Origin of the sequence: Nostoc sp. C052 (genome assembly GCF_013393905.1) — a bacterium.
Taxonomy (GTDB): domain Bacteria; phylum Cyanobacteriota; class Cyanobacteriia; order Cyanobacteriales; family Nostocaceae; genus Nostoc.
This window is the reverse complement of record NZ_CP040272.1, coordinates 2,087,472-2,099,978: the sequence shown is the minus strand read 5'-3', so window position 1 is coordinate 2,099,978 and position 12,507 is coordinate 2,087,472. Positions and strand designations below refer to the sequence as shown.

At 41.2% G+C, this 12,507-nt stretch carries 8 protein-coding genes; 4 read left to right on the top strand and 4 right to left on the bottom strand.

Going from position 1 to position 12,507, the window contains the following annotated elements; all coding sequences use genetic code 11:
* Positions 1 to 474 precede the first annotated feature (474 nt).
* The 4 genes from FD723_RS08385 (at position 475) to FD723_RS08370 (ending at position 7,027) form a co-directional block, all read left to right on the top strand.
* Entirely contained in the window at positions 475 to 1,230 is a 756-nt protein-coding gene (locus FD723_RS08385) for a PPC domain-containing protein (RefSeq protein WP_179064916.1), read from the top strand.
* Between the two features lie 379 nt (positions 1,231 to 1,609).
* The gene (locus FD723_RS08380) at positions 1,610 to 2,404 is read left to right on the top strand and encodes a peptidylprolyl isomerase (protein ID WP_179064915.1); all 795 of its coding nucleotides are present in this window, start codon (positions 1,610 to 1,612) and stop codon (positions 2,402 to 2,404) included.
* A gap of 48 nt (positions 2,405 to 2,452) precedes the next feature.
* Positions 2,453 to 5,392, top strand: a complete 2,940-nt coding sequence (locus FD723_RS08375) for a peptidase domain-containing ABC transporter (protein ID WP_179064914.1) — start codon at positions 2,453 to 2,455, stop codon at positions 5,390 to 5,392.
* A gap of 132 nt (positions 5,393 to 5,524) precedes the next feature.
* Positions 5,525 to 7,027: an HlyD family efflux transporter periplasmic adaptor subunit gene (locus FD723_RS08370; RefSeq protein ID WP_179064913.1), complete on the top strand. Its 1,503-nt coding sequence runs from the start codon at positions 5,525 to 5,527 to the stop codon at positions 7,025 to 7,027.
* Positions 7,028 to 7,427: 400 nt separating this feature from the next.
* On the opposite strand, the gene hpnI is transcribed toward FD723_RS08370, so the two are convergent.
* The 4 genes from hpnI to hpnJ all read right to left on the bottom strand — a co-directional run bounded on the left by hpnI (position 7,428) and on the right by hpnJ (position 12,391).
* Positions 7,428 to 8,639, bottom strand: coding sequence for a bacteriohopanetetrol glucosamine biosynthesis glycosyltransferase HpnI (gene hpnI, locus FD723_RS08365; RefSeq protein ID WP_179064912.1), 1,212 nt, complete (start codon positions 8,637 to 8,639; stop codon positions 7,428 to 7,430).
* Between the two features lie 350 nt (positions 8,640 to 8,989).
* Positions 8,990 to 9,916, bottom strand: coding sequence for a hopanoid biosynthesis-associated protein HpnK (hpnK, locus tag FD723_RS08360; RefSeq protein WP_179064911.1), 927 nt, complete (start codon positions 9,914 to 9,916; stop codon positions 8,990 to 8,992).
* 13 nt (positions 9,917 to 9,929) lie between these two features.
* Positions 9,930 to 10,790: a ferritin-like domain-containing protein gene (locus FD723_RS08355; RefSeq protein ID WP_179064910.1), complete on the bottom strand. Its 861-nt coding sequence runs from the start codon at positions 10,788 to 10,790 to the stop codon at positions 9,930 to 9,932.
* A 146-nt stretch (positions 10,791 to 10,936) separates the two neighbouring features.
* On the bottom strand, positions 10,937 to 12,391 hold the full coding sequence (gene hpnJ, locus FD723_RS08350) for a hopanoid biosynthesis associated radical SAM protein HpnJ (RefSeq protein WP_179064909.1): 1,455 nt from the start codon (positions 12,389 to 12,391) through the stop codon (positions 10,937 to 10,939).
* Positions 12,392 to 12,507: the final 116 nt, after the last annotated feature.

The window sequence follows — 12,507 nt, the reverse complement described above, 5'->3', positions numbered from 1 at the left end:
TTTGCCTAACTAGATATAAGAGGCTATGGTGTACACACAATTCCAAAAAAAGCTCGATTTCCCATTGTTCTCTCGTTTCCATGCAGAGTATGAGAATTGCTAACTAGGGGCTAATGTTTCCAGTCAGACATTGAATCAGCAGCTTACTAAATAAGACTTTTTATGACTAAATCATACCAAGCCCTGAGAATTTTATTTCAAACACCTAACTATTGAAGTCTTTTTCATGCTGTGTTTCTTGAAACAAGAGCTTATTTTATATCTATGGTTAAACAACAGGTTATGAACGCGGCAAGCATAAAAGGAAACAGCTAAGGCTTGAATGCAAACAATAAAATTTTATTCCCTTGTTTGCATAAAACCCTCAGCCACTCCAGTTAAGTAAATGTCAGTTCAAATCTAAAGGTTTACACCTTTAAAGACCCCAAGATACCTGAATTTGACCAAACACAATCAAAATCTAAAGGAAAAATAATGAGTACTCAATTTCTTGGTACATTAGGTAGCTCGGCTCGTTCCTTCAATGGCTTCAATGTCAATGCAGGAGATCCCACAGATGTCTTTAGGTTCTCAATTGGCAGCACCAGAAACATCAACTTGTCTCTCAACAACATTACCGCTGGCGATGATGCTGATTTGACACTTTTTCGCGATGTTAACGGTAACGGTATACTAGATGCTACTGACAGAGCATTTGGATTTGTTACCAATTCTCGTAAGGGAAGTAACGTTGATGACTCAATTAACGTTAGAGCTAACGCAGGTACTTATTTTGCCGAAGTACAACGCTTTGCTCCAGGTAGTAACGGTGCTGTTTTTTACGATTTAGACTTGTCTGCAACTACACCTACTTCGACATTTGATTACAGCAATCTTCTGCCGAAGGAATTTGTAGTTGGTAATCTGACAAGTGATGTTACCCGTTTTGGTAACATCAATAACAATAACACCGCAGATGTTTACAGCTTCTCTTTAGGATTTTTTAAGGGTGTAAATATTAGCTTGACTGGACTTAGCGCCGATGCTGATATCCGACTGATTCGGGACTCTAACAATAATCAGATTGTCGATCCTGGAGAAGAAGTTGCACGCTCTATTAGGGGTGGTAATACATCAGAATTGATTTCCAACATTACCCTATCTGGTAACTATTACTTGCAGGTCAATCAATTCTCTGGTAGTACTCCCTATACTGTGACTTTCGATCAGTTCAACACCCCCTTTGCTTAAGTTTAGGCATTGGCAGTGGTGATTAAGAATTGAAAGTATTGTACGGCAATGCTTTCAAGGGTATGCAAATGATGCAAGCGGCAGAGAATCATACCTGAACTTTGCCGCTTTTATTCCACATTCTAGTTAAAGAAGAATTCAGAAGTCAGAATTCAGGAGTCAGAATAAAGACGCGACGCTCGAATGTTTTTACTACTTCACCACCTCTTTTGCTTAATTTTAAGCATCCGAAGTGGCGAGTAGTACTTGAAAGTATTGTACGGCAATATTTTCAAGGGTATGCAAATGATGCAAACGGTAGATAGTTAAAACTAAACTTACCGCTTGGCGAATATTATAGCTGCACTTGTCAAATATTTCAACAAAATAGTATTCAATTATGACGACAGCTTTAAAAATAAGTGATGTTTACGACGGGCGTAGTTGCAGCACCCCTTTGCCTACAGAAATTATTCCCTTTTTGGCTAGTTACAACCTGATTCCGCAATTGTTGTCTCAGAGTATTATCGAATCTGCGATCGCACCCATCACCTGCACAAGGGCAGAAATATCTCATGCATTAGAGCAATTTTATCAGCATTGGGATTTGACAACCCAGCAAAAAATCCAAGATTGGTGCTTACGTTACGGTTTGAATCAAGAACAATTAGAACTTTTTGCAACTCGCAAGCTCAGAGTAGAAAAGTTCAAACAAGCAACTTGGGGACATCAACTAGAATCTTACTTTCTCAAATACAAAAGACATTTTGATAAAGTCATTTATTCTTTGATTCGCACTGAACATCGAGGAACTGCTAACGAATTATTCTTCCGCATTAACGAAGGAGAACAGTCATTTCCTGAACTGGCACGTCAATATTCGCAAGGGCCAGAAGCTAATACAAATGGCATCGTCGGCCCAGTAGAACTTGGGGCTATCAACCCCAATTTCGCTCAGTTACTTTCCACAAGTCAAGAGGGTGTAGTCCAAGCGCCTGTAGCCTTTGGCGACTCATGGATAATTGTACGTGTGGAAAAGTTTATCGCTGCACAGTTGGACGATTTTATGCGCCAACGATTGCTGCAAGAAAATTTTGAAAAGTGGTTTCAACAGCAACTTAGTCAACTTTCACCAGAAGAAAAAATCTGGATGGGAATCAATACCAAAGCAGCACAAGCGGAAGAAGCTGCATAGAGTAAAGGGCAAATAAAAAAGAGAAATTAATAAAATGGGTGCAGAATAATGACAAATACAACGGTTGATATTCAAGATTTTCTTGCTGATTTATTTCCTTTTAGTTATCTGCCACCAAATGTTTTAGAAAATTTGCTCAACAATGTGCAATTCTTCCGCTACCGCATCGGTCAGGTAATAGTGGCACGGGAAGCTATGCCTGATAAAATTAGCATTATTTACCAAGGACAAGCGCGTTTATTAAGTTATAATTCCCAAACACCAAATCCGGCGACACTGAAGTTACTCTCATCAGGAGAGGTTTTGGGTTGGGTAAGTCATGTGCGGGGTATTGCGTGTGAAACTGCGATCGCTTCTACTGAAGTTATCACTCTCAATCTACCCATTGCTAGTTTTCTGGCGTTACTCAAGCAGGAAGAGAGTTTTGTCCAAGCATTGCAAAATAAAATTACCCTTTTAGAAGTATACGAATTACTCACCGAAGAACTCAGCCGTCGCGCAGATGGTAGCAAGAATCTAATTAAGCTTGCCCAGACTGCAACTGAAGCTGCTATCATTCAAACAATCCCTGGACGTAAAGCTTTTCACCAGCAGTTAGACTCAGAGTTTTTGTGGTTAGTTAGCAGTAATTTTGATCCTGAGTTCCCTATGGGGAGTCATTTAGAGTTAGATGATATCAATCCCAAACTGAAATTTAATACAAATATGCGTTTGGTGGGATTACCCAAGTCAATATTTGCAGATAATCTCGCCCCCACACCAAAAACATTTTTACCTGCTGAGATTCCCTACGCCTCAGAAATTATTGTCACAGAAGAACCAGTAACTAAAGGTAAACAAAAGAAGTATCCTTATATCCGGGGTAGAGGGCCGCTAGATGCTTCCCTCGCTTGCTTCCAAATGTTGAGCCAATACTTTAATATCCCCTTGCGCCGAGATACACTGCAACGGGTGTTGACAAAGCAGCAGGAACTTAAGGGCGTTATATCTCTGCAATTTTGCGCCGCCGCTGCCGAGTTAATGGGTTTGACAACACAGCTGGTAAAAGTTCCCGCCACCGCAGTCGGCCACTTGCAACTACCAGTAATGATTGCTTGGCAAGATAGTTTTGCCATCATTTATAAAAATAGCAATCAAGAGTTACTAATTGCTGTTCCAGAGATGGGACTACTGCGTTACAAATTAAGAGACTTTGCAGAAAATTGGGGGGCTGAAGGAGAAGTCCTGCTGTTACAAACCACCAAAAACACTCCCCAGGCACGGTTTAGTTTAAATTGGTTTATACCCTCACTACGACGCTACCGCAAAGTATTAATTGAAGTACTAATTGCTTCTATTGTTATTCAACTATTTGGGCTGGTAAATCCTCTTGCCACACAGGTAATTATTGACAAAGTATTGGTTGGCAACAGTCCTGATACTTTGGAAGTTTTCGGCATCTTTTTGGTGGTAGTCGCAATCATTGAAGCAGTACTAACCACTGTCCGCACTCATTTATTTACAGATACTACTAACCGAATTGACCTCGCCCTTGGTTCTGAGGTGATTAATCACCTGTTGCGTCTGCCTTTATCTTACTTTGAACGCCGTCCTGTAGGGGAATTGGCAACACGAATTCACGAATTAGAAAACATCCGTTCTTTCTTGACTGGTACAGCTCTCACTGTGGTGATGGATGCGGTGTTTTCTGTAGTCTACATTGTAGTGATGGCAATTTATAGCCCAGTGTTGACATTAGTTGCTTTGGCAACAGTACCACTGTTTGGCTTGCTTAACTTGATGGTATCCCCTTTGATGCGGCGACAATTGCAAGAGAAAGCAGAATGTAATGCCGAGACGCAATCTTATCTTGTGGAAGTGATGGGGGGAATCCAGACAGTCAAAGCGCAAAATTTAGAAATGCGATCGCGTTGGCAATGGCAAGAACGCTATGCTCGTTACATTAGCGCTGGTTTCAAAACAGTCTCTACTCAAACTACCGCCAGTTCTATTAGCAATTTCCTCAACAAATTTTCCAGTATGTTAGTGCTGTGGGTGGGAGCTTTTCTCGTCCTCAATCAGCAACTTACCTTAGGACAACTTATCGCTTTCCGCATCCTTGCTGGTTATGTCACCAGTCCCTTGTTGCGCCTAATGCAACTTTGGCAGAACTTCCAAGAAACTGCTCTATCTCTGCAACGCCTAGCTGATATTTTAGACGCTCCCCAAGAAACAGAAATCGGTAACTCTCAAAACATCCTCATGCCCAGTATTCAAGGTCATGTCCGCTTTGAAAATCTCAGCTTCAGTTTCCGTGAAAATGGGCCGATGCAACTATGTAATATTAATTTAGATTTTCCTGCTGGCTGCTTTATCGGAATTGTTGGTCAAAGTGGCTCTGGTAAAAGTACACTACTAAAATTATTACCCCGACTTTACGAACCCAAGTCTGGCAAAATCTTGATTGATAGCTACGACATCAATAAAGTTGAACTTTATTCATTACGTCGTCAAATTGGCATGGTATTACAAGATACTCTCCTATTTGATGGAACAGTTCGTGAAAATATTGCCTTGGGGTATCCTGATGCTACCGATGAGGAAATTATTGCCGCCGCCAAGATAGCTTATGCTCACGACTTTATTATGTCTTTACCCAGTGGCTATAACACTCGTGTGGGCGAACGAGGTTCAGGATTGTCTGGGGGACAACGCCAACGAGTAGCGATCGCTCGTACAGTCCTGCAAAATCCGCAATTACTGATCCTTGATGAAGCTACTAGTGCCCTAGATTACAATGCTGAAGGCCAGGTCTGCCGCAACTTGGCGACAGCTTTTCAAGGGAAAACAGTATTTTTCATTACCCACCGCCTCAGCACAATTCGCCATGCCGATATCATTTTGATGATGGATCAAGGTGCTGTAGTAGAACAGGGTACTCATGAAGAATTGATGGCGCTCAAAGGTTATTACTACTGTCTATATCAGCAACAAGAAACACAAATTTAATGCTCAGTGCTGAATCAAGAGTGCTGAGTGGAAAAGATGAGGGGACAAGGGAAAATTATTAAACAAGTCTTTCCCTTGTCTCCCTTATCTACCTTGTCTCTTCTCCATACCCGATTCCCCACTTAATTAATTATGAATATTCAATACAAATTCGATCAACCAGTACTTTTACAACAGACTCCTGGTTGGTCACGAGCGATCGCCTGGACTATTATTGGAGTTAGCGCCTTTACAGTAATTTGGGCCTCTGTGTTCCAAATTGAAGAATCAATTCATGCTACTGGCAAGTTAGAACCGCAGGGTGCAGTCAAAGAAGTTCAAGCTCCAGTTAATGGTGTTGTCAAGGAACTTCTAATTAAAGATGGCCAGCAAGTCAAAAAAGGTGAAACACTTATTAGTCTCGAAAAAAGTACTTCTGAGGCAGAGGTAATTTCATTAAAGCAAAGTCGGGCTGCTCAGTTGCTTTCCAAAAAGGCGCTAGAACAAGAAAATGACTTCTATCGCCGTCAGCTTCAAGGGGAAATATCACTACAAGAAGTAGCAGAGCAAGCGGCTCTGTTGAAAATTAAACCAGAACTAGCCTTGTTGACCAAAAGTCGAGCTGCCATTGTTGCCGAAAACCAATTGTACCGGACACAGTTAAATGGTGCGACTGCTGGCAGTACTCTCACAACAGAGCAACAGTTACGCTTGCGAAATCGCCAAATAGAATTAAAATCGCGTTTAGCCACAGCTAATTTAGAAACGGGACAGACGCAACAGCAATTTTTTCAGACTCAAGCGCAGTTAGCTAGTGCAAAAGAGTTGTTGGAAATTAATCAAAAAATCCTCCACAAGTTTGAACCTCTAGCGCAGCAGGGGGCTATCTCCGAGGTACAATACTTAAAACAACAGCAAGATGTCAGCAGTAAACAAGCTGAAGTGATTCGGTTGAATCGGGAACAGCAACGATTACAATTAGCGATCGCTCAGTCAAATGAAAAACTTCGCAATACTGCGGCAGTGTCTCAAGAAGAATTACTAGGCAAAATTACAGAGAACGACAAAAACATTGCCGGAATTGACAGCCAATTAACCAAAGTAATTGTAGATAATCAAAAACGCATCTATGAAATTAATAGTCAGATTGGAGAGTTTGATAGTAAGTTGGTTCAAGCTAAACAAACCCTGAGATATCAGAAAATTATTGCACCCGTAGATGGAACTGTCTTTGAACTCAAAGCCAAAACAGCAGGATTTGTAGTTAATTCCAGCGAACCGCTCTTAAAACTCGTTCCTAGTGATAACTTAGTTGCGAAAGTATACATTACCAACCGCGACATCGGCTTTGTCAAAGAAGGGCAACAAGTGGATGTGAGAATTGATTCCTTTCCCTTCCAAGAGTATGGTGATATCAAAGGCGAACTAATTGAGATCGGCTCTGATGCCCTACCTCCAGACCAAGTTTATAATTTCTGGCGTTTTTCAGCAAAAGTCCGTCTAAATGGGCAGAAGTTACTGATTAATCAGCGTCAAATTCCATTGCAATCAGGGATGTCTATTAATGCTAATGTGAAATTACGTAAGCGCACTATTATGAGTATCTTCACTGATTTCTTAGTGGAGAAAACTGAAAGCTTAAAGTCCCTCCGTTAAACAAAGGGTGTTAATGCTACGACCAGAGAGAGCAAGAATTTAAGACAATAATACTGGATTTTAGTTCAGCACTACTACATCATAGGGGATTCGACCCTTTCATTGTTTCCCCTCCCCTTGGCAACGCTACCAGGGTGGCAATACTTCTCGGTAAAGGGGAAAGGGGGAAAGGGAAAAGGGAAAGAAAAATTTTTAACCCTTACCCTTTACCCCAAACCCGATTCCGAGTTAAAAATGCAAAACCCGAGAAGTATTGACCAGGGTGGTTTCATACAAAGAAAGAAAAAACCTTTTGGATTTGATTGGAAGACAGCATATTGAGCTTGAGAGAATGGCACTAATAACAGCTATAAGCTTTGCCCTAACTGGTTCCCAGCCTGGAGGCTGGGAACTGCTATAACTAACTAGTCAAAACCTTAATTGATAATTGATAATTTTTATCTTCTTGTAATAATAGCTTTCCATCTTTAGTTAGTTTTAGCTGCTGCCCCCGCCACTCTATAGTGTTGCCAATAAAGCCAAAAAACCAAATCACAAAGCTTAATAAGTCGCACCCAGGAACAAGCCACAGAAATTTTTTGACTATTGGATCTTTCAAACTAATAGTACCAACGATCCAAGCCATTAGTAATCTTGTTGCCCAACAGATACATAGTCCTAACCATCCTACTATTGAACCATCAGTAGCAATCAGTAGCAGCAAGCTGGTGACGACACCATAGGTAAAAATAAGTCCTAGATAACCCCAAGGACGAGAAACTCGTTTACCACGTGCCCAACGAATCTGTCGCCTGAGAGCATCAACTAAGTTGTTGCTTATCTGTACATGTTCAACTATGTAGTCGGAAAGTACAACTTTGTAACCGGCTTGTACAGGTAGATACCCTAGTTGAAAATCATCTGCCAGATAATCAGCGATCGCTTCAAATCCACCAATAGCTTTTAGTACTTTTTTAGGGATGACAATGGTGGAACCAAAAGCATATTTTACACCATTTTCCTTCAGATTACTGACAAAAACTCCAGCATGAAACTCAGTCGTAGTAGTAATAGCCTCTAATGTCGATATCCATCCTTTAGCTAAAGAGCGATACATACAGGTGACTACACCCACGCTTTCGTCTTGTAATGGCTGGACAACTCTCTGCAAATAGTCTCTTCCAACTCGGATGTCACTATCCGCAAGGACTAGAATTTCGTATTTAGCTTTGTCTGCGGCATTGGCCAAGTTGCTAACTTTGAGGTTTGTACCAATGACGCGATCGCTTACAATCAGCAAAATATCCAAATCTGAAAAATTGTGAATGATTTTCTCTACAACCTCTATGCAAGGGTCTTGGGAGTTTTGTACTGCAAAGATGATTTGATATTCTGGATAGTTCTGCTGACAAAAGGAGGCTAGGTTTTTATAAGTATCACTATCAAGTCCACAAATGGGTTTGAGGATACTAACAGGTGGATGGAACTCTAGATCAATTGGCTGGGGATCAGCAAAAAAAGTGATTGCTGCATAAATTGCATAGCAATAAAACCAGACCGATGAAACGCATAAAACTAGTAATAAATCAATGAAAAGCGGATGAATATTTGTTAAGAAGGTAGATACAAACATAAACATTGATTAGCAGGCGGCTAATATTAGCATTTTCTAGATTCCTTGCCGATAAGTTTAAGATTTTTTTATGTAGGTTAAATGAAATTGGGATGACAAAGTGATTACTTTAGGGAAATTTTACTTTTAAATTTTCACGAAATATTTTTAGCTGGCTTAATTATTTCCGAAACTATCTGAATTAAGTAAGGATAGTTTTAGGATTAATTATCATTAATTAAAATTTTTGGAAAATAAAATTTAGGCACTGAAAAATAAAAAATATCCAATAAACTCTTGTGGGGTGGGCGACACAAGAGCCATATTATAGACTGGGCGCTCATGTTGCCCACCCCACAATATTGGATAATTTATTTCTTGGATTTCCCTGAGATGGTACGTTGGGATAGGAGATGGTGGTTGGTAATTTCAAAGCCATTACTCAGGAGCGCTTCGCGTACCTTACTACTTAACAACGCAGCCAGTTCTGCTTCACCTGTCACTAATTCTTCATTTAAAGAATCGTCGTGAATTGCGTTGGCGTAGTCTCTCCAAGAGTTGCCCGCAGTAGGCATCGCTGGATGAGAGTAAATCTCTACCAAGTTTGCCTGAATTTGGGGTATCAATCCAAGTAAATATTCCTCTGTAATGCCACTAGTTTGCAATAAACCATAAACTTTTTGAGTAAAGCCAATGCCTTGGGATTCTAGCAGCTTCTCACCATAGCGGCGTAGTCTGCCAAATACTCCTGACCAAACTAGCTTTGTCAGTAGATGACTGCGATTAACTCTCAAGGTCATTCCCAGTTCCTCACTGGGAAGACGAATAACTTTAATATCAAATTCTGGTGCCAAGTCAACTAAAATACGCAAGACTACCGGATGTATATGCAAATGCAAATGCCCATCTACGTGAGAGAGAGGCAAACCAGTAGAACGGTATTTTTCTAACTGAGCGCGAATTTCTTGACGCAGTTCTTGATGGGTTTCCTTGACAAATTGATAGCGCAACCCGGCAAAAAATGGACTGTTGGAAAAGTTACCTTGTTTGTCAACTAAATGGGGAATTTGCTCTGGTGGTAGGACAGAACGTCCACATATCAACACAAGATGTAGTCCAACAGCCAGATTTGGATTGGACTTTGCCAAGGTGACAGCCTCTTTTGCAGCATCAGCGCTCACCATCAGGCTGGTACTAGTTAGCACTCCTTCGTTGTGTGCTTTGATAATTGCTTGATTAACTCCTTCTGAGAAACCAAAGTCATCACCATTGATGATGGCGAAACGCTGTGCTGGCATAAGTTTTGGATTTTTAAGATTCCGATAATTGAGCTATTGAGTGAGACTGACGCCGAGGTATAAGTCTGAGAGTCGCTAAGGCAGTTTTAGCCAGGTTCGGTATCAGTTGCGGTTGGAGTAATTCTCGATCAAATACACTAAGCCGTCGGGTGTTTTCTTGCAAGCAAGTAGATAACAATAACTCTGGGGTTAAATTATCTATAAAGCTGCTAGCACCGGTGGCTGTAAAACCCTCTTGTTGTTCTTCGTTAGAACCACTAAAGGCTTTTATCTTATCTTGTAAGGCTCTGCTGTAATGTACGAGAGCATTAATTCCCCGTAACCAATTACTTTTGCCCTCCTGAATTTGCAGGTATGTAACCCAATTAATGAAGAACATGATATGACGAGCTTCTTCATCCAGAACCGCATCGAAGATATTAAACAATGCTTCTGGGATGTAGCTGACATGACGGTGAGCGAGTCCAAACAAGCCAAAGGCTAAAAAAGAGTCTAGACATTCACCAAAACCAAAGTCAAGGAAGGCCGTTTGAATATTACTAGGAAGTACAGGTGCAGGAGGTGGGGAAATTTGAATATCGTAGTGATTGATGAGAAATTTAATTAGTCTCCCGTGGCGAACTTCCTCCATAGCTTGTAAAGCGATCGCTTCTTTTAATAAAGGGTCGCTAATTGTGGCTGCAAAAGCGTTTACCATCACTCCTGCTTCTTGTTCGGTATTGAGTGCTTCTCTCCAAAAGGGAATGCTTCGCAAGCTTTCGAGCGCAACATTATCCAGAGTCGGCCAAGGAAGGCGCTCTGGCTCATACTCCAAATGACTTTCAAGAAAGCTCCGGCAAAAAAGTTCTTTGTGTTCTTTGCTTCCTATTTTCATGGCTGAAGAATTCTTTAACTTGTTGATAAGTAGTGGGACAGAATTAATTACACAATGTCATTGCGATCGCAATCACTGTAAATATTTTTGTTCATGTACTTATTTGGCTGGGTTATTGTCAATTCCTCCATCAAAACAACCAACAACTAACCAACAACTACTGATTCTGCTTTTGCTGTCGCTTGGGTGCGACGGTCTTTCAAGTATGAGAAAAATTCCCGCCCTTCACGCAAGCGGCGTACTAACATTTGAGGATCGGTGAGCATTTCGCCAACAATTGGGATAATAGCTCTGGGACGGAAGTAGAACTTACGATACATCTTTTCAACTGCATCTTCAATCTCAGCACTGGAGAGATTGGGATATTGCAGCGTAGACATTTGAATTCCTGAACTAGCAACTAAGGAACTGTTGCTAAACCAATTATTTTCTTGTGCTTGACGATAAAGTTCTGTTCCAGGATAGGGAGCGGCAATCGAAACCTGAATTGTATGCGGACTAATCTCGCAAGCAAACCGGACTGTTTCTTCAATTGTTTGTGGCGTTTCGTCGGGTAAACCAATGATAAATGTGCCGTGTACGGTAATGCCAAGTTTATGACAATTTTCCATAAACTTCCGCGCTACTTCCAGCTTGATTCCTTTTTTAATGCCATCTAAAATTTGCTGATTTCCAGATTCAAATCCTACCAAAAGTAGGCGTAAGCCGTTATCGCGTAGTTTTTTGAGGGTGTCATAGTCGAGATTTGCACGAGCGTTACAACTCCAAGTCAGTTTGAGTCGCCGCAGATGTTCGCTAATTGCGATCGCACGCTGTTTGTCTATAGTAAAGGTGTCGTCGTCAAACATGTATTCTCGCACCTTGTCGCCGAAGATGGCTTTGGCTTCTTCCATCTCCCGACCAACTGCTTCGGGGCTTTTAGTGCGGTATAAATGTCCGCCAATTGTTTGCGGCCAAAGGCAGAAGGTACATTTTGCCGGACAACCCCGCCCAGTGTAAAAGGAAATGTATGGATGCAGCAAGTAGCCAATAAAGTATTTAGTAATATCTAAATCACGGTGATAAATCGGCAAGACACTGGGCATCGAATCCCAATCGTGAATCAAGGGGCGGTCTTCATTATGACGTATATTACCCTGGCGATCGCGGTAACTTAGACCTGTAATTTCTTCCCAAGATTTACCCTCTGCTATTTCTTTACAGGTATAGTCGAATTCGTGACGACACACAAAGTCAATGATTGGGTTTTCCAGCAACGTCTGTTCTGGTAAGACTGCGACGTGCGCTCCAATCAAACCAATCTTGACATTAGGGTTTTGAGCTTTAATTGTCTCGGCACACTTCACATCATTAGGCAGCGAAGGCGTGCTGGTGTGCATGATAATTAGCTCGTAATCTTGAGCAATTTTGATGACATCTTCTACTGTTTGCTCGTGTGGAGGTGCATCAATCAGCTTGCTACCAGGTACAAGGGCTGCGGGTTGCGCCAGCCATGTCGGATACCAGAAAGAGGTAATTTCACGCTTGGCTTGGTATCGAGAACCTGCGCCACCATCAAACCCATCAAAGGAAGGAGGGCTGAGAAACAAAGTTTTCTTCACAGGTATATTTCCTTGTATATAGTTCGGAGGTTCTACTTAATACTTCTTTAGGATAAAACCTAAAGGGCAGCAGATGCGATCGTAGTGGTAAATCATTTATTAAATTCTCTATTTTT

What these genes read in the sequence shown, in the direction of transcription:
- FD723_RS08385 (WP_179064916.1), top strand. Translation starts at nt 475, where the DNA reads ATGAGTACTCAATTTCTTGGTACATTAGGTAGCTCGGCTCGTTCCTTC.
- FD723_RS08380 (WP_179064915.1), top strand. Translation starts at nt 1,610, where the DNA reads ATGACGACAGCTTTAAAAATAAGTGATGTTTACGACGGGCGTAGTTGC.
- FD723_RS08375 (WP_179064914.1), top strand. Translation starts at nt 2,453, where the DNA reads ATGACAAATACAACGGTTGATATTCAAGATTTTCTTGCTGATTTATTT.
- FD723_RS08370 (WP_179064913.1), top strand. Translation starts at nt 5,525, where the DNA reads ATGAATATTCAATACAAATTCGATCAACCAGTACTTTTACAACAGACT.
- hpnI (WP_179064912.1), bottom strand. Translation starts at nt 8,639, where the DNA reads ATGTTTGTATCTACCTTCTTAACAAATATTCATCCGCTTTTCATTGAT.
- hpnK (WP_179064911.1), bottom strand. Translation starts at nt 9,916, where the DNA reads ATGCCAGCACAGCGTTTCGCCATCATCAATGGTGATGACTTTGGTTTC.
- FD723_RS08355 (WP_179064910.1), bottom strand. Translation starts at nt 10,790, where the DNA reads ATGAAAATAGGAAGCAAAGAACACAAAGAACTTTTTTGCCGGAGCTTT.